This window comes from Paenibacillus sp. GYB004, assembly GCF_036577605.1.
Lineage (GTDB): Bacteria > Bacillota > Bacilli > Paenibacillales > NBRC-103111 > Paenibacillus_AB > Paenibacillus_AB oceani.
This window is the reverse complement of the sequence record NZ_JARBDB010000033.1, coordinates 1-23,741: the sequence shown is the minus strand read 5'-3', so window position 1 is coordinate 23,741 and position 23,741 is coordinate 1. Positions and strand designations below refer to the sequence as shown.

Here is a 23,741-nt window from a genome sequence, read left to right as displayed (position 1 = left end):
ATTACGATAGCGGGGGGACAGAACCAGGATGGCTGTAATCACTTTCGTCAGACACGGCGTGACCGATCACAATCTGGAGAAGAGAGCGCAAGGACATACGCCGAACCCGCTTAATGCGGAAGGAAGGGCGCAAGCGCAGCTCGTGGCCGGGCGACTTGCCGAGGAGCAGTGGGACGTCTTTATCTCCAGCGATCTGAGACGAGCCCGGGAAACAGCGGAGATTATAGCTGCGGCGATCGGCAAGCCGGTGGATTGCTTCGACCCGCGGCTGCGCGAGATGGACAGAGGGAAAATCGCCGACACGACGGAGGAAGAGCGGGTAGCGCGATGGGGGGCAGCCTGGAAGGAGCTGGATATGGGCCAGGAATCCCACGAGTCCATGCGTGCGCGCGGGATCGGCTTTATCGAGGATATCGCCTCGCGTTATGCAGGCCAAAACGTGCTCGTCGTCACTCACGGGTATTTCCTTGGGCAGACGTTAAAGGAATTAATGAAGGACGAATCGACAGGCGGCGACTTGCGCAATACTTCCGTTACGAAGGTCGTTTGTAACGACGGGAAGTGGGCGTATAGGCTTTATGATTGCGTCAGGCATTTGCCTCAAAAATGACGACGGAGCACAGATGCGAAAAAAGTCTGGCTTCCGCTTGTCGAAGCGTTTTGGACGAAGAAAGAGCCGAACCTCATGCAACCTGACATGAGACCGGCTTTTTTTCGCTTGGTTACGCGGATGCACACAGGCCGTCTATACCCGATTCATCTCGCGATATTTGGAAGGCCGCATCCCCATACTTTTGGCAAATACAAGGCTTAAATAAAATCCGTTCTCATAGCCGCACCGGCCGGCAATCTGATCCAGCGTCATGTCGGTATCGAGCAGCAGCTCAGCCGCCTTGCGGATGCGCAATGTCCGCACGAAATCCGATGGCGTCATGCGGAACGCTTTCCGGAACCGGCGTGTAAACTGGACGGGGCTTAGTCCGAGCTGGCTGGAAAGGTCGTTCATGCCGAACGGGGCATGGGCGTGACGATGGAGCCATTCCGTCGCCCGGTTCATCAGCTCGTCTTCCGATACGGGAGGAGGCTCCAGCTGATCTTCGAGATGCCTGTCTTCCTCCCAATCCTCACATGCAAGCTGCCAAATATCGTTAAGTACCGTCTGTTTGCGGTGGAAGCTGCGGGCATCGCCTGCGAGATGAAGCTTGCGCAAGTAGGCGAAGTCCGAAAAAAGCCGTTTGTCGTCCGCCGGGTGCGATTTGACGGATGGCAGCATCGGCCTCACCTCGGCCGGTCCGCTTCCGGCGAATTGGAAGCCGATATAGTGGAGTCTCAGAGGCGACACCATCTCGCGATGAAACGTGCTGCCCGGCGGGCAAAAAATCAGCTCACCCGCGCCGGCTTCCCCACTTTCCGCATCGATCCGATACCGGAACTTTCCCGTCTCAACGGCAAAGAGGACCCATACCGGATACGTATCCGCCTGCATTTCAAATTGTTCCTTGCGCTCGAAATAAAATTGATAATCCAGCATCAGCTGCCGGTCCCATAAAGGTTGCGCGTCCATGGTAGAGCATCAGTCCCTTTGTTGAAATAAATTATATTATAAATGACAGAATACTGTATGTTCAAGTAATTATATTTTTGTTCTAATGAAATAAAAATACGGTTTTACAATATCTTTACCGCCAGTTAACAGATTTCGCAGCTTGAGTTGCTATACTTTAAATGCCAATGGAGTGGTCAAAGGGAGAAACTTTGTTACATCACACCTATCAAAGGGAGGCATTTAGAATGAACAAAAGAAACATGAAGTTGCTGCTGAGTCTGTCCGTTATAGGAGCTGTCGCACTGGCCGGTTGCGCCAAGGAAGGAACGGGCGGGAACGATGGCGGTACCCCGAAGCCCGCGGCGGCCAAGGCCGCAGATCCGACACCTGTTACACTCAAGTTTGCCGTGCATTTGCCGATTAACGAGGAGTTCAAGAAGCTGTACATCGAGCCGGTCACGAAGAAGTATCCCCACATTGCGTTTGAGTTTTTTGAAGCCAGCAACTTTAAGGCGTACGACCAGCTCATTGTGTCCGGTGAAGTTCCGGATCTCTACATCTCGTTTAACGGCAATATGCCGGGTTTGAAGGATCGGGCCATCAACATGGATATGAAGCCGCTATTACAAAATAACAAAATGGACTTGAACCGGTTTGAAACGAACTATCTGGACGATATTCAATATGCGGTAACCGATAAAGGCGAATTATATGGCTTGCCGATAGAAACGGCGTTCCACGCATTGTATTACAACAAAGATATATTCGATAAATTCGGCGTCCCTTATCCGAAGGACGGCATGACGATGGAGGAGGCTTTGGAGCTCACCAGGAAAGTAACGCGAAACGAAAACGGCGTCCAGTACCGGGGCTGGGATTTCGGGAGTATTGTGAGAATGGCTCAGCCTCTCGGACTCGTCTATATAGATCCTAAGAATGAGAAAGCGATAACCTCAAGCGACAGCTGGAGACGCGTATTTGAGCTCGGTAAGCAAATTTATTCGATTCCCGGCAATGAGCCGTCGAAAGATTCGAAAATGAACGGATTAAGCGGGTTTACGAAAGAGCGGACGATTGCTATGCTGAATGAGACCAGCAAGTTCTCGCAGCTGAAAGAGGCGGAGAAGGACGGACTCAACTGGGATGTCGTGCAGCATCCGTTTTATGCGGATCGGCCGAATATATACGGGAATTCGACCGTTTATATGATTGGAGCCGTTCCGACAACCAAACATATGGACCAGGTGCTTCAGGTGATGGAAGTACTCACATCCGACGAAGTGCAGATGAACGTCTCCAAATCCGGCCGGATATCGCCGCTTAAAAACGAGGCGGTGAAGAAAGTGTTCGGGCAGGGCGATCCCGCCTTGCAAGGGAAAAACGTGGCCGGTATTGTGAAAGGCAGCCCGGTGAAATACCCGGTATACTTGTACCGGGAAATTGCGGAACCGCTGACCAATAAAAAGTTTACCGATTTCATGAACCGCTCGGACGATGCGTATACCGTGCTGCGGGAGCTGGATCATGAAATCAATCAAGCGGTCGAAACCCAAAAATAAAAAGGAGGAAGAAGCATGCGTCTTTCCACGACAACCGCTACATTCAGCCAAACTTTATCGGGAGGGTATACGCCGTACAAGGAAGCGATGAGAAGGTTAAAGGCGGTCGGGTACGAGGTACTGGATATTAACTTTTGCCGGGCTCTGACGGGCCAGACCGACCTGGTCTGCGACAACTGGGAGACCCTGATGCACGAGCTCCGGGAAGAAGCCGAGCTGCTGGGCGTCGAGTTCAGCCAGTCGCACCCCGTGTTTTTACCCGGACATGTGAATCATCAGCCGGCTGAACGTCTGGAGGTATATGATGAAATGATGCGCCGATCCATCATCGCCAGCTCGATTCTTGGTGTCAAATGGGCGGTCGTGCACCCTCACGAAGACCGGGAGTCGACGGCCTTGGACGCCGATGCCTGTATCAAGGACAATGTGGAGCATTTCTCGCCGATCGTCGAGCTGGCCGTCAAGCACAATGTCGGGATCGCCTTTGAAAATATGATTGAACGAGAGACGTCCAAAAGACGGTTTGCCAGCCATGCCGCCGAGCTCGCCGCCTTAATCGACGTCTGGGGCGATTCACAGATCGGCGCGTGCTGGGACTTCGGGCACGGAAACTTCCTGTACAAGGATCAGCGCCCGGCGCTGCGCACGCTTGGCAAGCGGCTGAAGGCGACGCATATCAACGACAATTACGGCAAATCGGATGAGCATATGTTTCCGTTCCACGGCAGCGTCGACTGGCATTCCGTCTTGCCGGTGCTTGCCGAGATCGGTTACGAGGGCGATTTTACTTATGAAACGCATAAAGAATTTGGCCGCCTGCCCGAGTCCCTCAAAGACCCTCTGGCGAAGATCGGGTACGACATCGCCCAGTATTGCCTGACACTTGCACAGCCGTAAAGGCAGAGTCAACGTCCAAGCAAAGGAAACCGATACTAGCATACAAAAATAAAAGCGAAAAGCCGCCGATTCATTCAGCGGCTTTTTTTTATTACAAGGCGATCCCGACCAAAGTCCAGTTCAGATAAGGGCGCTGGTCTGATTTGGTACATAAAGGAACGCTATATAATAAAATCAAAACAAAGTGCGTCAACAACTGGCAGAAGAATAATTTGAATAGACAGGGGTGTTTCAGATGGATTTTCTTAAAGGGTTTGGAAAGCTGGCGGGGGATGTGACAGGTCTGGTGCTTGGAGGGACTGTGCGTGTTGCCGGCGAGCTTGTAAATAGCAATTATATTAAAGAGATCGGTAATGATGTAGAAAGAGTAACGGCTAAGACGGGTGAGCTTGCTGGGCAAGCAGCGAGCGGCGTCTGGGATGTTGGCGCAGGCTTGTTAACGGCGGATCGGCAGCAAGCGAAGACAGGACTCGACGAGTTGGGTGATGCTGCAGCTACAACCGTTGCAGGCGTCAGCCATGGGATCGAATATGTGGTCGGAAGCGGGAAAGACATGATGACAGGCATCAAAGAAAACGATAAGGATTTACTTAAAGAAGGCGCAAAGAAGATGGGGAAGGCAGCGGCGGTCACCATCATTGGAATCGGCTTGGTCGATCTTGTCGATGGCCCGGACGGAACGGATTCGTCTGGTACAGTATAAAGTGACGCCCAATATCCAGGGAATGCACAGATCCCCCTTCAAACATTCCAACAATGAATGTGAACGCGAGACTTCAAGTATGCTCCAACTCGCCTAATGGATCTCATAGGCCACACGAATAACGGATCGTGTCGCTCCTTGAATCCAACCATGATAGTCGGAAGCATGTTCTCCGGCGAAATGCGCTCTTCCCTCTGGCGATGCAATGTACGGGGCAAGCTCCTTTTCCTGAAAAAGTTTAAACATGGTGAAAGCACCTGCTGCATAGGGGTGCAGTACCCAATTATGCGCCGCTCCAGCGACAAACGTTTTGTACACGACGTTGCCGTGTATCGCGGCCATAACCTTTAAAGCCTTCTGTACTTGTTCTTCCTGCGACATATGAATCCAAGGCAGCGCATCGTCCTCCCACGTATAACTTGCCAAAACTACACCGTCTGGTCCGACAAATTTGTGACTGGGGTAATAGGATAAACGAATAGGCAAGTCTGTAACCGTCTGACCGGCGTACAATCCGTTTTCTTCCCAAAACCTTCGAGAAAATTGGATGCCTATTTTTGTCGAGGAGACATAATGGAGCTGGCGAATTGCACTCCATTTATGATAGGAGAACATGTCGGGAGGATCTACTTTAATTAATTGAAGAACAGGAAACGGAAAGGTAATGATGGCGAGGTCTGCGGTGATCTGGAACAGCTCTGCAGAATGAGTCTGTACGCCCGAAATCGTAACCTGATTAGGGTTCTGTGCAATTTTCGTCATCCTAGTATTGAAATATATATGATCTTTTAATTGTGGAAGGAAGAACGAGGCAGTCGGTCAAAACCGCCCGATATTTCATAAAACCGGGTAGTAGGGGTAAAGAGAATAAAATCATTTTGCTCCATTCACCATGATCCAATCATTGGATGTCGTGTTTATAAACTCGTTCAGGGGCAGACGAAACTTCGAGATGTATTCTAACGTTAATTCATGGGTACTCGGAATGCGCATAGCCCCTGCTTCAAAATACTGGTCATTGCAAAAAGGAGAACGAAGCGTAAAGACACGGCCTCCAACCCTGTCTGATGCTTCAAGGATCGTCACCTGATGCCCTGCGTCTTTAAGCAAGGAGGCCGACACCAGTCCCGCCATGCCCGCGCCAACAATCACGATCTGTTTAGGGGATGAAGTTTTGGGCAACCGGTTTCTAATGGTAGAAAGCATCTTAGATAGAGAGGCTGAAGAGGTTTTAGCCATATCTGCTCCCTTTAAGAAGTTACTTTTAAACCATATTATTCAAAGGTTTGGCTGGATATGTTAGCTACAGGGGCCGGCATCTTCGTCATGATAACAGCAGCATAGCGGAATCCGGTTGCAGCCGAGCGATTATTTTCCAACCTGTATGGAGGAAAAATTTATCATCAATATTCCTTTACAGGAATATGCCCTATGTGGTATATTGTGTGCGTAGCAATGCACAATCCGGATTGGAGGGAATATCAGAATGAATCAGGAAGTTACTGCCTACATTGAGAAATTACCGAAATGGCAAGCCGACATTAGTTCGACCTTACGGGACATGGTTCAAGAGACGATTCCGGAAGCTGAGGAACGTATTCAGTACAAGAAGCCGCATTTTCTCAAAAACGGACATTATGCAGCCGTAATTTCACCTTCCAAAGATGCAATTGCGTTTATGATCATGAACGCGAATGGTATCGACTTTCCGAAAGGATTTGATGGACCTGCCGAACGGAAATGGATCAAGTTGCGGGAAGGCGACACGCCGGATCTTGTTTTGCTGTCCGGGCTTCTGAAGCAAGCCTCCAGCACTTTGTAACGGCTTATCATCGGGAGGGGCGCCCATGGATATCAACACTTTGAGTGCGCTTGCAGAACCCAACCGATTGCAGATTATTGAACTGTTGCGTGAAGGACCGCTAACAGTTGGCGAAATAGCGGATCGGCTGAATCTTCGTCAGCCCCAGGCGTCCAAACATCTGAAAATCTTGAGTGAAGCAGGGCTTGTGGAAGTACGGGTGGACGCCAATCGGCGAATCTATCGATTACGCCCGGAGCCGCTGATGGAAATCGACAAATGGCTGGAATCGTATCGCGATATGTGGGATAAGCAGTTCGACCGTTTATCCGATTACCTTATCCATTTGAAAAATCAGGTTGAGCCCCGAAAACCAAGGAGGAGAAACGATGAGCAGTGAAAAAGGCCTTTTGTTGAAACGGGAATTCCATGCACCGCGCGAACTGGTGTATAAGGTATGGACCGAACCTGAGCATTTCGGCAACTGGTGGGGACCCAAAGGATTTTTGCTGGAAGTGGCCAAGATGGACGTACGGCCGGGCGGCATGTTCCTCGGCTGCCAGAAGTCCCCGGACGGGCAGCACGCCATGTGGGGCAAGTTCGTTTATCGGGAAGTCCAGCCGCCGGAAAAACTCGTTTGGGTGCAATCCTTTTCCGATGAGGCGGGAAATACCGTTCGCGCTCCGTTTAATCCGAACTGGCCGTTAGAAATTCTGAACATCCTGTCACTCGAAGAAAGAGATGGAAAGACTTTGCTGACACTGCAAGGCGGACCGCTTCATGCGTCCGATGAAGAGCAGGCTGCGTTTGATGCCATGTCGCCGATGGTTGCTCAAGGGTTTGAAGGCACGTTCGAGCAACTCGACAATTACCTGGCCAGTCAACAGTAAGGCCGATATATATGATGGAACGAAAGCCGCGGGCCAATATTCGCGGCTTTTTTTTCATTTACGCCCGGTATAGGGGGACAATTGTTAAAAACACTTGAAAGTGACGTTACGTCATTTTGTATAATCAAGCTAATCATGCAACTCTACGTGATTGCGGTCACCTATATAATAAAGGGGATATTACGGATATGAAACAAGAGGATATCGTGATTTATGCCTGCGTCATAATAGGAGCAGGAATCGGACTAATGTTGGATCAAGCATTGCCTGGCGTATTAGTCGGACTAGGTGCGGGATATTTAATCAAATATGCTTTATTTAAAAACTAACAGTTTTTATCGTCGGAGGTGTCTGTACTTGATTCATATCAAAGACGTTGCCAAACAAACAAACATTACTGTCAGAACACTCCGGTATTATGATCAAATCGGATTATTGACAGCTCCATCCAAGACGGAAGGGGGGCATCGCTTATATTCGGAAGAGGAGCTGAGGAAGCTTCAGTTTATCCAATTTTTCAAAGGAATGGGCTACAAATTGCTGGAAATTAAAGGCATGTTATCCGACCCGAATTGGAATTGGTTGGTTAGTCTGAAAAGCCAGTACGCCTATATTCTTGAAGAGCAGCAAAGATTAAAGAGCATAGAGTCGTCTCTGCGTGAATTGATAAATGGGATCGCAGTCGAAGACGGGAACGATCGGATTGCGATACAGAAGCTTATTAAGTTATCGAATCAAAATAAAAAAAGATGGCCGACATTGAAGGAGAACGTGTTTAATGATAAGGAACTGGAGCTTTGGAATAAGCTGCCCAAAATGAATGGAGAAGACCCCGATTCTCTGGAGTGGATCGCTTTGATAGGCCAAATAAAAAGATATACGAATGATGATCCGGCTTCAACAAGAGTGCAAAACATCATACGGCGTATGACGGAAAAGCAATCGGAAAAATTCAAAGATGAAGACGAGTTTTTGGCTAAACTATGGAATTTGAGGAAATCTCCGCAGCAATCGGAGAGACTCGGACTTTATCCTATTGAAAAGGAAGTTCTTGATTTTTTGGAACGGGCATTTGACATTTACATAGCTTCCAACGGGACTATTCCTTCGAGCAAGGAGGAGAATCGTGAGCTATGAACTTCTTTTAATGGTAGGCGGATTAGCCTTATTAGATATGCTAAGCCCTACAATATTGGGGGTAACCGTATATTTACTGATAACTGAAAAAGAGCGTTTAAGTTCACGGTTGATGGTTTATTTAGCGACAGTCGCAGTGTCTTATTTTCTAGTTGGTCTTGCTTTCATGGCAGGAATGGATATGTTTATGGATGGATTCGCTTCCATCTTTCAAAATCGGACCATGAGCTGGCTCATGCTCATCATTGGGGTAATTCTATTTATAGCTAGTTTTTACTACCCTAAGAGTAAAAAGAAGGATTTGCCAAGACCGAAGTCAAAAACTCAAACATCGATGATTGTGCTCGGGTTCACGACATTTTTAATTGAAGCGGGAGCGGCATTTCCGTATTTTGCTGCAATTGGTCTTATGGCTACCTCAAATTTAGCCGTTTTTCAGTGGCTTCCGATCTTAGTTGGTTATAATTTCATTATGGTGCTGCCGCCCTTGATTGTTTTTACCTTGCATGTATTATTAGGGCGATTGATGCAAAGACCGCTAGAAAGGCTTCAAATCAAGCTTTCCAAGCATTCTGGATCGGCTATATCATGGGTAATGTGTATCGTTGGGCTGATTTTGATTTTTAATAGTTTAGATTATTTGTGAAGAGTATTAATTGAAACAATTACTAAAGTTGACGCAGTCGGCGAACGGGCCGGGCCGGCTCTTGAATTGCGTAATAAATTGGGGAGTTTACTCATACTCTTTATCGTTAAAATGCGTCGCAAGGAGGGACCCATGTTTGGCCCAGGCAGCGCTGTTCGAACATCGTTTTTGGCTGCAAATTCTCGGAGATCATAGTCGTTTTATTTATAATGCGCTCTCCCCCAAAGAATCGGAAGATATTCAAGCCGCACACCATTTTATTCAATCGTTTGACCGCCTGCTGGAACTTTCGCGAACCGCTGCGAGTAATGCAGACATTCATACTTTGACTCAACAGGCTCTTCCATTGACTAGTCAGTTGCGGTTATTCAAATTAAATCTTCTGCAGAAGCTGCTTCTCGGTCAAGTTACGATCGGATTCACGCCAACTTTTATCAATCATATGGTGAATGAACTGGAGGAATATTTGCGAATCTTGAATGCACTGGCTGCAGGGGATGCGGTACCCCGATTCGATGCCCTGCATCACGATATGCTCTGGTTATCGGATGCAGTGGGTCACGCTGCAGCAATAGCAAGCAACTTGGACTTCGTAGAAAAACGTTTGATAGAGAAAAGTCAAAAGTTCGAGGTGCATTTCCAGCAATTTTACATGAAAAGTATTGAAATGGCCGGCTATATGCGGACGCAGTTACGAGACTTTCCGGCATTTCGCAGGTTCCATACGGATATCGATCTCGAAATGAAGCTGTTTGTATCCTTTCTCCGTGAACTCGAGGAAATGGAATTGTCAGCCGAAGTACTTGACCGAATCGCTCCCCTTATGCCCGATCATATGATGCGGGAAGAATGTTATTACTTAATGAAACTCGCAACTTTAGGTTTGGTGCCCGATCCGAAATGCGACCCGGCCAAACCAAGAGTGGAGGCATAAACCAGTCGGCATAGGCAAGCCGGATTTATTGTATCGGGGGGAGCGAAAGCAAGCTCCCTTTTTTCTTTTGCAATGGATTCCTTTTGCTTTTTTCCGGAGCTGCAGCTGCCGAATTATCTGGTCTCGAGCGGGTTAAGGGAGTATACTTTTCTGGGGGAAGTCATCCGGCGACGATGACAGAATACGACGTTTGGGGAAAGCAGGTATACGATAATGGACAATAACGAGCTGCGATTGGGAAGACTGCATCAATGCACGTTCGAGCAGGCATTGGAACTGAGGAAGCGAGGCTTCGAAGGATATCACGCCGAAATGGCGATTCATTATCCCGGGTTTGCGCGTCCGCCGGCGCCGACGGGCGTTCCTGTTCCAGGCGAGCTGGACCGGATGCTGGACGGGTTCGGAACGGAGGGAATACGGCCGGAGTTGTCGGTCGTATGCTTCGCGGGCGATAAACCGGTTGGATTCGTATTCATCGCAGTAAAGCAGGCGGACGGCAAGAAGCTCGTCTGGAACGGCGGAACGGGCGTATTCCCGGAGTATCGCGGCAAAGGGATTGCGAAAGCGATGATGCTGGAAGCGGGCAAGGTGATCCGGGAGCAGGAAGCGGATCACGCTTTCCTGGAGGTGGTCGCCAAGAACGAGCATGCGATCAGAGCCTATCAAAAAGGAGGCTTTGAAATAGCAGACCGCTTAATTGGGATGACGTGCGCAGGGACGGGAGCAGCATTTTTTGACCGTCCGGACGGTCTCGACGGTATTCGCCTTGTTCATGGCGCTCCGTCGGCGGTATCCAAACTGCCTTTCTACCGATCCGAGGCGGCTTGGTGGTGCATGTGGCACAATATGAAGGCAGGGCAATCCGTTACAGCGTTCGATCCGGAAGGCAAGGAAATCGGCTATGCCTTGTTTAATCGTGCTTATGGAGCGGGCGGCGAGCTGAAGTCCGTTGTACTCAAGCAATGCGAGTTGAGTGCAGCTTGCGTAGACAGAGAGGCCGTATTCCGAATGTTGCTGGCTGAGGCCTATGGACCTTTCGATCCTGCCGTTACCTATAAAACCTCCGACTTGTCGATGTCGAACCCCGAGGTTGTCCGTCTGCACGAGGCAGCCGGGTTTATTACAAACTATGAACAATACCTGATGATGATGAAATAGACTGTAAGGAAGCCGCAAGGATGTAAAGCAGGAACCGGCCGGGAATAGTTCCGGCCGGTTTTTCGGATTTGTCAGCCAGGATGGCCGAGGGGCGGCGTATCTCCTGCATCAGTCCTCTATTTTCCCAAAACCCTTCCACACCCCGGGTGTGCCCGAAGCGGTGCAGACCCATCCGATCGTCCCGCTGGCAGCGGGGTCCGCGTTGTAGAATAGATCTCCTTGCCTATAATTCACGTAGTAGTTCGAGGCTTGAGGAACCTGGGCGGTTATGCCCGTCAGCGGGCCGTTTCTTTTTTGATGCAGATGGTCGAGTTCTCGGGTATCGCCGCTTTGGTGGGCGTTCATGGCCAGCTCATGAAAGCTCACGCAGGAAATCGTATGTGTACCCGGCGAAGTGCTGGACGAATTCATCAGCAAAATCTCGGCGCTGACGGCACCGGGCGGCGGGGTCAGAATCGCGATCCGTCTCGTCATATCGGTCGATTGCCCCGGGAGAGCCCGGTTGACGGACACGAAATATTGTTTGATCAAAACCGACGCCGCATCAAAATAACGAATGCCTGCTTGAATCGAGATGAAGTTGGCCCCTGCCAGAGGATACTCCGCTTTGCTCGTAATAGCGAGTATATATTTCCTGTCGTCCCGCAGGGTTACACGATTGCGCGAATTCAGAAAAACGACGCCTGCCGCCTTGTCGGGATTGAGTTGAATCGCCCGGCCGTCCCGATCCTCGATCCGCTCGAAATGATGACTGGATAAGGGCGAATAATAAAGCTTCCAGCTGGATAAACCGTTCCGGCTGACGCTCGTCAGGTGCGGATCTTCAAGCAAATTTGCACCAATCGAGACGCTTTGATGAAACTCGATCGGACTGGCAAAGGTAACTCTCGTATCCGGATAGGAGGCAAAGTTAGCTTCGCGTGATTCGAAACCGTTAATTTTCGTGTTGCTGAATTCAACGCTTCCGCCGTGGTACATCAGGCTGTTGATAGTTGCGTTTTCAATTTTGCAGCTAACGATGGAATTGCCGACGTAGGCGTTTTCGGATATGGAGAGGTGGGTAAAGTGTCCGCCGTTCACATAAATCCGTTTCAAAGGCGCCGACGAATCATTCGGCTCCAAATTCAGATGCAAGGAATCGACCAGCGCCCGGGGGCCGAGAATCGTAATATTCTCGCTTCCCTCCAAGATGGCAATGTCTGCCTGCGTATTATTATGAAAGGCACAATTTTCAATCCATATATTTTTGGAGTTTTTCATATACAGACCCCATGCGTTTGGAGCGGTGCTATTATGGCGAAAACCTTGGATCGTGCATTGGCGAATCACTATGTTTTTTCGATTGGTCAATTCACAGCGGTTCCATTCCAGGCTCGTCTCCACACAATTAAAATGGAGATTCTCGTAAACGGAATCGTCAGCGAAGCCCACTAACACGACACTGCCGCTGGACGGATAAAATAAATCAAGCTGCGGGTGATTGACGCCAATTACTTTTTGCCCCGGTATCCCTTGAAATTTGGACAGGCGGTATGAACTTCCGGTTGCGGGGATGAGGATCGTTTGACCGGCCGCAAATGCTTTGGAGAAAACAGCCGTATCATCCGTCACTCCGTCTCCCGCAGCGCCAAACCATTGCACATTCAGGATTCCGTCATGAATCCGCTTGAATCGCGCCCCCGATGTTGAAACCAGGACGGTCCCGGTATTATCGGGCGAACTGAGATCGGTCGGATCATAGTAAAAATGACCTTCCTTTCCCGAGTCTGCAACATAATAGATAACGTCTGAATCCGGAGAGGTCAAGCCTCTCAGCTGACTTAGAGTTGTAACAGCAACCAGACCCTCATTATCAAGAGCGTGAACAGAACCCCCGCCCAAGCGGCTGCCGGTCAAAGCCAGACCGGCGCCTGCCAAACCAAGCGAAGCCAGCAGCTTGCGCCTGCTGAGCCGCCCTAATTCCGAAGTTCGTCCTTGCTCTTTCCCAGCTTGATAGTTTTGTTCCATACAGTAGCACTACCTCCTGATATAAGATGTTATAAAAGTTGGTAATTATAGCCGCTAATATAGCTCGACATGTCATCGTGGAAAGTAAGATTGCGCGCTCACACCAGCTCAATAAACCGAACATCCCAATTGCCAACAGGCGGAATGAGGAAGGAGCTGTAGCCGCCGTTAGAAGAGCTTGCACTTACGATGGTGTCGCTGCACTGCATATCCGTGATCCGAATCCGGTCTGAAGTTGTCTTGATATTCAGCGCCAGATCGTCCGCTTGATCCATGCTGGAATTTAACAGAACAATGCCATAACGGCCGTCCGCCATCTCTCTCACCCACAGATTGCACTTATGGAACGAAGCGATGTACGCAGGCAGCCGGTCTTTCGATAACCAGCGCATCAGCCGCCTCAGCTGTATCGATTTGGCCTGATTGTGCAGCATCGTCCACGGATAATAACCTGCCACGGCTATCCGCCCTCCGAGCTTGTTCTCGAAAATCCCGCTCCCGCACAGGCTTACTTCCTCATTGGCGTAATTCACAATCCGGCTTAAAGCGGCGGCTCCGGGCTGCGTCTGCACAAGATGAGCGGCAGGGACGTTCCAGAACGACTGCCGGCAATTTCGTTTGCGGCCTGCCGCCGCCCCGTTTAGCGGATGATCCGTGAACTGCTCGATACAATCTTCGCGGACGGACGACTCGACCCGAAACCCGACCTCCTCGCCGTATCCCATCGCGCATAGCTGCTCCAGCGCCTGGCCGTCCATATAGACGCCGTTTTGCAAAAGCTGTTCAATCTGCTTGTCGCTCATCGCCCGGACGCTTTCCCCGGCCAATAAGGAGACAACCGCAGCCGATTCGGAATAAGCCGGAGGCAGACCCAGCTCGAACAGTTCCAACGCATGGTGTCCGGTAATATGGCCGATATAACCTTCGAACCAATTCCCTGATAACCGTTGAACGGCAAAGCTGTCCATGTTCCATCCCGTGTGCAGGCCGGCAGGCTTCGAGCGCCCCAGCTTGCCGACAAGCAAATCGTAGAAGGGGCGGTTCTTCTGCAGCTGACGCAGCAGAGGACCGTATTCGTCATCATAGGGCTCGCCGCCTGTTAAGGACAACACGTTATACGCTGCTCCCGTACAGCCCGCCGCGATATGGCATGCCGCTTCCACCGCAGTTAATCGGTCGCTTTTGCGAATCCGCTGATACGGAAAATTCTCGATCTCGCTCTGGATGTCAGTGACCCGGTCCGGCAATAAAGAGACTTGCCTGCCGATGGCATGCGATTTCGCGGTGAGTTCGGCCGGACGTTCGTCCCAATAAAATCCGCCTCCGGGCCGCCACATGACGGCCGTTTCGCCGTTATCGGAAAGAGTGCGCTCCATACCGGGGAAATCGTACCCCTCATAAAAACGGTCACCGCTCATGAAGCCGATCGGCATGTCCGGACGGATTTCGTGCACGGTCTGCTCGATGAGCTGCAGCAGCCGGTTCAGCGTGTCGCGGTTATGCTGCAGCCACTGCCGGCGAATCGCCAATTTATCCGCTTCGGGGCCTTCGTTGAATTGCCGCTTTAACTGTTCTCTCGTATAGGTCGCACAGGTCCGGACGCCGAACCGTTCCAGACACGTGTCGCAAAAACAGCCTTGCCCGACCGGTCTATGGTTCGCCAGGCGGATATCGTCATCGAGCCATATGTATTCGGGCTCAGCGAGCGCGACGAGCCGGTACAGCTCCCGGACGTACTCCCGCATCCGCTCGTCGTTCGGGCAAAAGGAGCCTTGGCATACGTCACCCTCGATACCCGTCATGCGGGTATAGGGGCCGGCAAGCGAGTGGGGCAAATGTTCGTTGTGATGCCCGAGTGTCGTCATCACGTTGATGCCTGCGCGGAAACCTCGGCGTCGAGCCTCCTGCATCCTCAGCTTCAGCACGGCAACCCGTTCCTTGGCCGCTTCTAAAGGAATCGGGGCGTGAGTGGAAGTGGTGAAAAAGGTGAGGGCGTCGGCCGCTCCTTCATACTTGCGGAAGAAATCCAGCAGCTGCTCGAACCGGGAATCGGTCAAATCGAAAACGTCGTACAGACGAAATGAAAACATGCGTAGTCCTCCTCTTACGATCCGATATACCGGCTCAACAGCCTTTTGGCATTGAGGCCCAAAATTTTCTCTTTCGCATCGTCGGAAATACAGGCGTACAAAATATTACCGATTTCCCAAGTCAGATCGTTAAAGGTTGCATCGCTGGAAAAGAGGAGCTTCTCGGGATCGGCCTGCTCGGCAAAATAGTCTAATGTTTTCGTGGAGTATATAAAGGCACCGGTGAGATCCAGGTACAAATTGTCGTACTTGTTGGCCAGTTCAATAGCTGTAGGAATGCCAGCACCGATCCCGCCGGAGTGACCGATCAGGATGGTTGCGTTTTTATACGTCTCCGCGATATTTCGCAGCATGGCGGGGTTCGAGTAAGGGCCGGTCGACCATGTGTGGACAAGCACCAGCAATCCTTTCGAGTCGGCATACTCCCAGCATGGTGTGTAGAGAGGGCCGTTCATCGGGTATCGATTAATATCCGGATGAATTTTCATGCCGACAAAACGATCGGAGCCGGTGAAACACGTATCGGCGATTTGCAAACTTTTTTGTTGAAGCCAAGGAATATAAGTCACCCATCCTAAAATTTGCCGGTGATCTTCCATAATTTTCGCCAAGTCCAGATTCGCTTCCAGTTCATCCGAGTAAAGTCCGCGAAGCATCGAGATGACCGCGTAATCGACGCCTACACGCTCCATCGTCTGGATGAAGGGAACGACTTGCTCCGCTTCGCTGCGAAACGGCACTAACGGGTCGGCGGGAGAGCCGAGGTGGCAGTGGATATCGATGACAGGGATGCCGGTTAAGGCAAGGCCGTTTTCGGCATAATCTTTTAGCTGCATGGAAGTTCTCCCCCAATCAGTCTGTTGGCATTACGGAAAGCGATATTTTCCTTATCGTTCGAATCGATTTGGGCATAGGTCAGCATCGTGATGGCTGCGCCGGGCATGTTGATCGGCATGTTGGACCCCCACAATAGGTTGTGGGAGCCGAACAACCGCACCGCTTCTTCGTAAGCCAGCCAATTGTCATAGACCGAAAACTCGGTGTAAAAATTCGGATATTGCTCGAAGTAGCTGTACATCACCATTTTCCGGCGATGACGGATCGAGGTTAAGATGACCGTAACGGTCGGATAATTGCGCAATAAAGCTTCGAAGCATTCAAGCTCTGTCCCCGATGCGTCGACGATTTCGGATTGATCGATCAGCATATGGATGTTGTTGCGCGCGGCGATATCGAACAGCTCGCGCGTATGCGAGCCGTGCAAGGTGAAGCCTTGCTCCTTCGGGAATATTTTGGCGAATTTGATTTGCTGCTCCTGCAGCAGCAGTTCCAGAGCGTTCCAGCCCATATCGTACTTATAATGCGGGGACAGGATGAAGCAAGGGATGATTTGATCGGACGTTCGGGCTAAGGCCAGAAGCCGCTCATTGCCGATAATCGGATTCATACGCCGTGCCGTTGCGTGGTAGGCAATGGCTTGATCGATCCGGAAATAGTCCAGCGCTTCGAGAAATTGTTGTTCCGTGTTGATCGCATATTCTTGGCTGACGCTGTTCCCGATCATGCAGTTGACATCGATTTTACGCATAATGAATAGTCTCCTTCGGCGATAGTTACTTGCCTGTCATGCTTTTTTGTTCCTCGATTTTTTTATTGGTTACCTCGGCGGCGTCGCGCAATGCGGTGTTGATATCTTTCTTGCCATCGGCTACCTCGTTGTAAGCGGTTGTAAGCGCTCCCGAACCGATAGTTACATATTTGCTGTAAGGCATTTTTTCGGCAAGCTTGGCCGGAACGAGCGCTTTGGCATTTTTGCCGTTCAGCTCCGACAGTCTCGCTCCGAAAACATCGCGTATGGCAGAGTCGCGCAGCACCGACTGCTGTCCGTCCATCGACAGCTCCCGCTGCACCTCGGGGGACGACAGCTCTGCGGCGGCCAGAAAAGCGGCTTCCCGGTTTTTGCTGGTGGACGGGATGTACAGCATAACAATTTCCGGCTGCGGTCCGACGCCCGGCGCTTCCTTCAAAGTCGGATAGTTCGCTACGTCCCAATTCAGACCGGGACTATGGGCAAACATTGTAAAATTGCTGTTCATGGTTGATGTCATAGCGAGCCGTTGACCCTTTATGAACATATCCAGTTTGCTGCCTTCCGCAGGCGTTACCCCGGCAATCCGGGCCGGCGTGATCATTTGGGTTATATAATTTTTCCATCTATCGGTTTCGAAGGCCGAGCGATCGGTTTTGGGATCGACAATAGGCATGGAGAGCGGGTTAACCAACATTTTGGTTCCGACATTTTGGGTATCGTATCCCCAGTACATCGTGCCTGCATCGTTGCGGGTTAATTTCAGCGACATGTCGCGCACATCGTCCCATGTCATATTGTCTTTCGGGAAAGGCACTCCGAATTTGGAGAACAGATCTTTGTTATAGTAAAAAGCTAACGTTTGAAGCGAAAGCGGTATGGCGGGGATTTTGCCGTCGTTAAATTCCCTCATATACTTGGTGACGGACGGATCCCACTTCTCCATATCATACTTGTACGTTTTGATCAGATCGGATAAATCGGTCGAGATGCCCAAGCTGATCATACTGTTCAAATTAAGCTCCGTGTGGAAAATAAAATCAACGTTCGTATTGCTCGCCACCAATTGCTCCAACGAGCCGGCCGATGTACCGATCACCTCAAAGGAGAGGTTCGGGTATTTCTTGGTTACATATTTTCCGTACAGGTTCATAAATCCTTCAGTCGTCATTCCCCACTGGTGGTACACGACTAGCTTGGTAGGTTTGTCGATCGCCGGGGTTTTTACATGTTCCTTCTCTGATGGTGTCAACGGCTGTGTTGTCTTCGGGTTGGGCGATTGCCCGGAGCAAGCGGTTACAATTAGAAAAACGGCGGCAACAAGGAACATGAGAACACTTCGTACACGAATGATCATACTCTTCCTCCTTCTCGATCAAGCAGGCTTAACTTCCCGACACGGTTTACTTCCGACACCCTTACCCTTTCGAATTCAAGCTCCAAGCTAAACGTCATGGTGAAACGGGCTTCCCCCTTCCGAAAAGGCTGCGCTTCATTTCAATCCAATAGTAGTATGGCGAATGTCAATTGTCAACAAATTATTGTTGATTATATTTGCGGCTATACCGGATCGTACAGAAAGATGGATGTGCTTGCTTGACAAGCCGTCCCGATTGATGAAAAGCCCAAAAAGACCGTCTCTGCATGCAAGGAAGCGAGGAACGGTCTCAATGACACTTATGAAGGATAGCGATACTCTGACTTACTCCTTACAAATAAAGCATACAATCTTCGTCCTGGATATGCTTCTCCCAGGCGGCGGTAATCCGGCCGAAATCTTTCGTCCGCAGCGCGTCGACCAGCGTACGGTGATCGTCCGGTACCCGGGACAAGTCCGGAAAATGACGGGTGTTTTTCATAAAATGGAGCCGCAGCCGGTTGACGATCCCCGACCATATTTGCTGGGTGTACGTGGACTCCGTCCATAAAAGAATCCGTTCGTGGAATATAATATCTTCCTCCACGAGCCCGGCAATATCGTTGTCGGCCGCGAACTGGTCCATTCGGGCGATATTCTCGTTCAGCGCGCTGAAGAAACCGTCGTCAAACTGATCCAGCCTGTATTTGATCGAATACAGCTCCAACCGGAGACGTATCGGGATTAGCAAATCGACGATTTCTTCTTTCGTCACGTCCGCGACTACGGTTTCTTTGTAAGGAAGACACGTAACCAGTCCCATTGCTTCCAAATCGCGCAGTGCTTCGCGGATCGGACCGCGGCTGATGCCCATCTGCTCGGATATTTCCTGCTCCTTGAGCTTCTCCCCGGGCTTTAAGCTGCCCTGAATGATGGCGTTGCGTATGTCTGCCGCTACCTTTTGGCGGAGAGATAAGTTTTCCTGGCTTTTAAATTGAAATTTACTCATTCCTGTTCTCCCGGAAGCGATATAAGCTCGCTAAAACTTATACAGCAAATTTATGTTACCTCCCTAGTATAGCGTAATCCGCAGAAAATTCAACAGAAATCAATCAATAGTTGATTGTTGACAATACAATTGTGCGGATCGTATGATGGAGCTAAGGATCGGGCCAAAGATTCTGTATGGGGGAGAGGATGATTGGTACATACATGGGCGGACAATCGGCGCGCATCCGGATGATGCGGAAAGAGGATGCGGGATACGCCGGCCAAGTTCAGGCAACGGGGAGATCAGGCGGTGATCGCAAGCAAGCAACGAAACAGACAGCTGAAAGGCAGGTGTTCCACCTGGAACGGTTTAAGGGTAAAACTGTGATCATTACCGGAGGCGCTACCGGAATCGGCCTGGCTGCCGCCAAGAAATTCGCCGACGAAGGTGCAAACCTAGTAATAGCCGGGCCTTTTCTAGCCGATGGGCAGAAGGTGCTGCACGTGCTGAGCGACTCGGGAGGGAGTCATGCGTTCATTCAAACCGACGTATCCCGGGAAGCGGACGTTCGCCTGCTGATGGAGCAAACGGTGGAGCGCTATGGCCGCATCGACGTCCTCGTTAACAATGCCGCGATCTTTTTCGAGAGCGATTATTTGCTGGAGACGACGGAGCGGTGGCGCCAGGTGTTCGATGTTATCGTAAGCGGCGCTTATTTCTGTACCCGTTATGCAGCCGAGGCGATGCGATTGGCCGGAGGAGGCGGGGCTATTGTAAACGTTTCCTCGATTAACGGCAGCCGGGCCCTCCATAAATCCAGTCATTACAATGCTGCCAAAGGCGCTCTGGATCAGCTTACGCGCTGCACCGCGCTCGAATTGTCGCCATACGGCATACGCGTAAACGGCGTAGCCCCCGGCTTTGTCGACGCGGGGTTAAGCGTCGTGGGCGGGAATAATGAACTGGAGACGGAAACGTTCCGGGAGCTCTACGTCCGGCAAAGGAAAATTCCGCTGGCGCGGCCCGGTACGGCTGACGAGGTAGCATCTGTCATCCTATTTCTTGCCTCTGAACAGTCGTCGTACATCCAGGGGGCGATTATCCCGGTAGACGGCGGTTTATCGATTACTTTTTGAAGAAAGGCTGGGTTGGGATGAAAATCACGAATGTGGAAGCGATTTATTTGAAAATACCCGATCTGAATGCGGACCAATGCGACGGCACCCAGGATACGCTCGTTATTCGTGTTCATACGGATGAAGGGATTGTCGGCGTTGGCGAGGTCGATTCCTCTCCGCTTGTGGCCAAAGCCGTGGTGGATGCTCCGCCTTCCCATTCGATAGCGACAGGGCTTCGCAGCTTGCTGATCGGCGAGAATCCGATCGAGATCGAGCGGCTGTGGGATAACATGTATCGCGGCACGATTTATTTCGGCCGTACCGGTCCCGCGCTTCATGCGATGAGCGGGGTCGATATCGCGCTGTGGGATATTATGGGCCAAGCGATGAACCGGCCGGTATGCGAAATGCTGGGAGGCGTCTTCAACCGGAAGCTCAAAGCGTACGCGAGCGCCCTGATGCCAGGTACGGTCCAGGAAGCGGCACGTTTGGCAGATCAGTATGCGAAGCTGGGGTACAAAGCTGTCAAGTTCGGCTGGGGACCGATCGGTCGCGATGCGAAATTCGATGAAGCGCAAATTCAGGCGATTCGTTCAGCGGTAGGCGACGATGTGGATATTATGATTGACGCGGGATTGGCGTGGGATTTGAAGGGCGCCCTGCGGATGGCGGACATCTATGAGAAGTACAACGTGTTTTGGCTGGAGGAGCCGCTCCATCCGGGCGATATAGCCGGTTATCGGGAGCTGGCGCGCCGAACGAACCTCTCGATAGCCGGCGGGGAGCAGGAAAGCGGAAGAGCGGCGTTCGGGCGGCTGCTGGATGAGGCGCAGCTGGATATTGTCCAGCCCGATCTGGCCCGGGTCGGAGGGTTGACCGAAGGCAAGCGGATTGCCTATATGGCTTACGACCGGCATAAAAAGGTTGTACCCCACGCCTTCAAAAGCGGCATCCTAGTGGCGGCCAGCACGCATTTCGCGGCATCGATACCGAACGGGTTTATGATCGAATATACCGTATCCGAATCTCCCTTGGCGCGGGAGCTGGTACAACGGGAGATCGAATTCAAAGACGGCTACGTGACCGTTCCGGTCGACCGCCCGGGTCTGGGCATTGAAATCAACGAAGACGTCCTGAACAAATACAGAGTCGGGTGACTTGCCAGACAGGTTGAACGAACTATCTTCTATAGGACGTCTGCACGTAGTTGGCCGGCACGTTTTCCAAGGAACGTGTCCCGCGACGGAGCGTGCGCCGTTATCGGACGGAGCGCAGGTTCTTCCGCTTCCCCGGGGGCGGAGACGGCGGCCGCAGCAAACAATCAAGGCATATACTCGCCGAAGAGCTTTCGGCAGGTACATGCCTTGTTTTTCCGATTGAACGGAACCTTCAAGATTATCCATTCGTGCTGTCTAACGCTTGGAGGAGCGCTTCCAAGTAAAGATCGTGGCCATGCTGGTTCACGTGGATTCTTCCCGCGCTTTCGCCGATCGTCCAATTGCGATGGTCTTCCCTTTTGTAGCGGTATAAGAAGTACTCATATGTATGGATAAAGGAAATGTCCCGTTCTGCACACACTGACCGGATGACGTCATAATAATCGCTATATCGGCCATAACCCCACAAATCGTCCTTAAACGGCGGCTTGGCCGCATATTCGTCGTTGTCCGCATAATCGAAAGGGGCCGACAACGTGATGATTGGAGCGGGGCCGATCACAACCAGACCGACTTGGGCCGATTGAATACGTCCGATCATCCGGGTAAAGGCACTTTTCGTATCCGGGAGGGGCATGCCATGGAACCAGTCGTTAATAATCATCGGCTGCAGGATGATCAAGGTCGGATTCAACTCCAGAACCTCGGCTAAATGATCCGTATGGTCTTTGTCGCCCACTCCTCCTGCCCCGATCGTTACCGGTTCGCCAAGGTAATCCCTGATCGTATGATTGCCTCTGCCGGCGTTCACAAACTGATGCATTCCGATCCCCGTCTTGCTTCTCATATGCCTTGCGAATTGATCGACCCATACGCCGGAAGAGGGATCGCGTTGATGAAACCTGTCCGTAACGCCTGGAGGAGCGGGAAGTCCACGGACCCGGTCATCGCCTGTATCCGTTGCCCCTTGTCCTACCGTGTGGGAATCGCCGATAAATACGATCAATGATTCGGCTGCATCGATGTTCACATTCGCTAGTTTCACAGCTTCAACTCCTCAGTGGAAGGTAGTGTAGTTCCTCGTTCTATTATAAACTCAACTGTTGACAATAGACAATTATTAATTTTGATTCGCGTTTGACAGAGGAAGGCCGATTAATGGAGGCATCAGGGCAGGGCGGCCGATACCGTACGTCAAGCGCGTTACGTGGAAGCTTTCCTTCCCGGCACGACGTATCGTATGAGCTGCACGTCAAAAAACCGCCCGGGATGATGTTCCCAGACAGTTTGTCTTATCGATACACGCCAGAAAGTTTAAGTTCTTTACCAAGTGAAGGGAGGGGAGGCCTTCCTTGGTTGTAGAGAACGTAGACTCAGGTCCAATGACAAACGAATTGGATCGTGCTTATGGCTGAAAAACGACGTTATTCCAGACGTAACGAATCCGGGGATCGTTATCGAACCGAAAGTGGAAAAAAACGATCCGATTTGCGGGAATAACAACACAAGAGTTCGTTACAAATTCAAACGTCCGCATTCAGCTCTGATAACGAATGCTGGGTTCGTTAGCCATACCACAGCATGAAGACAACACGACTGAGGGCGAGCAGATGGAGCGATGGTAACGATTCCCTTCCAACGTACAAACGTAGGGGTTTGCACGTCAAAGGACCGTCCGAACGGTTTGTCTTATCGAGTAAGCAAGTGACGTTACCCCTTTTTTCGCGGCTATTCGGCGTTAGCCCTGCTTACATGCGGCCGGAAGGAACCGGATAGGAGCGGTTTGTGAGGCTGACGATTCAATGTGGACAACCAAGTGGAAAGGGAAAAGATTACCTTCTGGCGAGTTTTGTCTGGAATCCCCTACCTTACCATCCTTATTCAATCAAGGGATTCCGGACAACCTGTTTGAGCAGAAGAAGGTAACTTTTCACTTGGAACGGTCTTGCTAACACTTCTACACAATGAATCGACAGTCTTGTTTGGAGCCGTTATTTTGTTCAAAACCTGTCTGGAGGGGGAAATAAGAGCGGTTTGAAGCGGCTAATATTCGCGATAAGGGTGCAGACCGTGCGAGTTGGTTGAAACAAGGGGTGCAACCGCCTTTATTTGGCCCAGTTTCTCGAAAAGGCCGAAAATAGGAGGTGCCAAAGACTTCTATT

At 50.9% G+C, this 23,741-nt stretch carries 22 protein-coding genes and 1 pseudogene; 14 read left to right on the top strand and 9 right to left on the bottom strand.

The window, feature by feature from the left end:
• Positions 1 to 28 precede the first annotated feature (28 nt).
• On the top strand, positions 29 to 610 hold the full coding sequence (locus tag PV433_RS14210) for a histidine phosphatase family protein (protein ID WP_332072747.1): 582 nt from the start codon (positions 29 to 31) through the stop codon (positions 608 to 610).
• 135 nt (positions 611 to 745) lie between these two features.
• On the opposite strand, the gene PV433_RS14205 is transcribed toward PV433_RS14210, so the two are convergent.
• Entirely contained in the window at positions 746 to 1,564 is an 819-nt protein-coding gene (locus tag PV433_RS14205) for an AraC family transcriptional regulator (RefSeq protein WP_332072746.1), read from the bottom strand.
• 227 nt (positions 1,565 to 1,791) lie between these two features.
• On the opposite strand from PV433_RS14205, the gene PV433_RS14200 reads away from it, so the two are divergent.
• The 3 genes from PV433_RS14200 to PV433_RS14190 all read left to right on the top strand — a co-directional run bounded on the left by PV433_RS14200 (position 1,792) and on the right by PV433_RS14190 (position 4,705).
• Complete coding sequence (locus tag PV433_RS14200; protein WP_332072744.1) at positions 1,792 to 3,105, top strand: ABC transporter substrate-binding protein; 1,314 nt, start codon at positions 1,792 to 1,794, stop codon at positions 3,103 to 3,105.
• A 15-nt stretch (positions 3,106 to 3,120) separates the two neighbouring features.
• Positions 3,121 to 4,002: a sugar phosphate isomerase/epimerase family protein gene (locus tag PV433_RS14195; protein WP_332072743.1), complete on the top strand. Its 882-nt coding sequence runs from the start codon at positions 3,121 to 3,123 to the stop codon at positions 4,000 to 4,002.
• Between the two features lie 235 nt (positions 4,003 to 4,237).
• On the top strand, positions 4,238 to 4,705 hold the full coding sequence (locus PV433_RS14190) for a hypothetical protein (protein ID WP_332072742.1): 468 nt from the start codon (positions 4,238 to 4,240) through the stop codon (positions 4,703 to 4,705).
• Between the two features lie 93 nt (positions 4,706 to 4,798).
• Here the strand turns inward: PV433_RS14190 and PV433_RS14185 are convergent.
• A pseudogene (locus PV433_RS14185) lies at positions 4,799 to 5,944 on the bottom strand (flavin monoamine oxidase family protein).
• Positions 5,945 to 6,191: 247 nt separating this feature from the next.
• Between PV433_RS14185 and PV433_RS14180 the strand changes: the two are divergent.
• From PV433_RS14180 to PV433_RS14145, 8 genes are all read left to right on the top strand, one after another.
• Entirely contained in the window at positions 6,192 to 6,527 is a 336-nt protein-coding gene (locus PV433_RS14180; RefSeq protein ID WP_332072741.1) for a DUF1801 domain-containing protein, read from the top strand.
• A 25-nt stretch (positions 6,528 to 6,552) separates the two neighbouring features.
• The gene (locus PV433_RS14175; RefSeq protein WP_332072740.1) at positions 6,553 to 6,906 is read left to right on the top strand and encodes an ArsR/SmtB family transcription factor; all 354 of its coding nucleotides are present in this window, start codon (positions 6,553 to 6,555) and stop codon (positions 6,904 to 6,906) included.
• Positions 6,896 to 7,396 carry an SRPBCC family protein gene (locus tag PV433_RS14170; protein WP_332072739.1) on the top strand — a complete coding sequence of 167 codons (501 nt, stop codon included), beginning with the start codon at positions 6,896 to 6,898 and terminating at the stop codon, positions 7,394 to 7,396. Before PV433_RS14175 ends, PV433_RS14170 begins: the two co-directional genes overlap by 11 nt.
• Positions 7,397 to 7,584: 188 nt before the next feature.
• Positions 7,585 to 7,725, top strand: coding sequence for a hypothetical protein (locus PV433_RS14165; RefSeq protein ID WP_332072738.1), 141 nt, complete (start codon positions 7,585 to 7,587; stop codon positions 7,723 to 7,725).
• 28 nt (positions 7,726 to 7,753) lie between these two features.
• A complete protein-coding gene (locus PV433_RS14160) occupies positions 7,754 to 8,533 on the top strand; it encodes a MerR family transcriptional regulator (protein ID WP_332072737.1) in 780 nt (259 codons plus the stop codon).
• Positions 8,523 to 9,179, top strand: a complete 657-nt coding sequence (locus tag PV433_RS14155; protein WP_332072736.1) for a GAP family protein — start codon at positions 8,523 to 8,525, stop codon at positions 9,177 to 9,179. The genes PV433_RS14160 and PV433_RS14155 overlap by 11 nt, the downstream gene beginning before the upstream one ends.
• A 136-nt stretch (positions 9,180 to 9,315) precedes the next feature.
• On the top strand, positions 9,316 to 10,113 hold the full coding sequence (locus PV433_RS14150) for a DUF2935 domain-containing protein (protein WP_332072735.1): 798 nt from the start codon (positions 9,316 to 9,318) through the stop codon (positions 10,111 to 10,113).
• Positions 10,114 to 10,326: 213 nt separating this feature from the next.
• A complete protein-coding gene (locus PV433_RS14145; RefSeq protein WP_332072734.1) occupies positions 10,327 to 11,271 on the top strand; it encodes a GNAT family N-acetyltransferase in 945 nt (314 codons plus the stop codon).
• A 108-nt stretch (positions 11,272 to 11,379) separates the two neighbouring features.
• Here the strand turns inward: PV433_RS14145 and PV433_RS14140 are convergent, their stop codons facing one another.
• The 6 genes from PV433_RS14140 to PV433_RS14115 form a co-directional block, all read right to left on the bottom strand.
• Positions 11,380 to 13,278, bottom strand: coding sequence for a right-handed parallel beta-helix repeat-containing protein (locus tag PV433_RS14140; protein WP_332072733.1), 1,899 nt, complete (start codon positions 13,276 to 13,278; stop codon positions 11,380 to 11,382).
• Between the two features lie 98 nt (positions 13,279 to 13,376).
• Entirely contained in the window at positions 13,377 to 15,368 is a 1,992-nt protein-coding gene (locus tag PV433_RS14135; protein ID WP_332072732.1) for a hypothetical protein, read from the bottom strand.
• 14 nt (positions 15,369 to 15,382) lie between these two features.
• Entirely contained in the window at positions 15,383 to 16,204 is an 822-nt protein-coding gene (locus PV433_RS14130; protein ID WP_332072731.1) for an amidohydrolase family protein, read from the bottom strand.
• The gene (locus tag PV433_RS14125) at positions 16,195 to 16,956 is read right to left on the bottom strand and encodes an amidohydrolase family protein (protein ID WP_332072730.1); all 762 of its coding nucleotides are present in this window, start codon (positions 16,954 to 16,956) and stop codon (positions 16,195 to 16,197) included. Before PV433_RS14125 ends, PV433_RS14130 begins: the two co-directional genes overlap by 10 nt.
• Before the next feature lie 25 nt (positions 16,957 to 16,981).
• A complete protein-coding gene (locus PV433_RS14120; RefSeq protein ID WP_332072729.1) occupies positions 16,982 to 18,313 on the bottom strand; it encodes an ABC transporter substrate-binding protein in 1,332 nt (443 codons plus the stop codon).
• 352 nt (positions 18,314 to 18,665) lie between these two features.
• On the bottom strand, positions 18,666 to 19,322 hold the full coding sequence (locus PV433_RS14115) for a GntR family transcriptional regulator (RefSeq protein ID WP_332072728.1): 657 nt from the start codon (positions 19,320 to 19,322) through the stop codon (positions 18,666 to 18,668).
• A 188-nt stretch (positions 19,323 to 19,510) separates the two neighbouring features.
• On the opposite strand from PV433_RS14115, the gene PV433_RS14110 reads away from it, so the two are divergent.
• Positions 19,511 to 20,440 carry an SDR family NAD(P)-dependent oxidoreductase gene (locus PV433_RS14110; RefSeq protein WP_332072727.1) on the top strand — a complete coding sequence of 310 codons (930 nt, stop codon included), beginning with the start codon at positions 19,511 to 19,513 and terminating at the stop codon, positions 20,438 to 20,440.
• Positions 20,441 to 20,457: 17 nt separating this feature from the next.
• Complete coding sequence (locus PV433_RS14105) at positions 20,458 to 21,579, top strand: mandelate racemase/muconate lactonizing enzyme family protein (RefSeq protein WP_332072726.1); 1,122 nt, start codon at positions 20,458 to 20,460, stop codon at positions 21,577 to 21,579.
• A 238-nt stretch (positions 21,580 to 21,817) separates the two neighbouring features.
• Here PV433_RS14105 and PV433_RS14100 read toward each other — a convergent pair whose 3' ends face one another.
• Positions 21,818 to 22,624 carry an SGNH/GDSL hydrolase family protein gene (locus PV433_RS14100; RefSeq protein WP_332072725.1) on the bottom strand — a complete coding sequence of 269 codons (807 nt, stop codon included), beginning with the start codon at positions 22,622 to 22,624 and terminating at the stop codon, positions 21,818 to 21,820.
• Positions 22,625 to 23,741 lie beyond the last annotated feature (1,117 nt).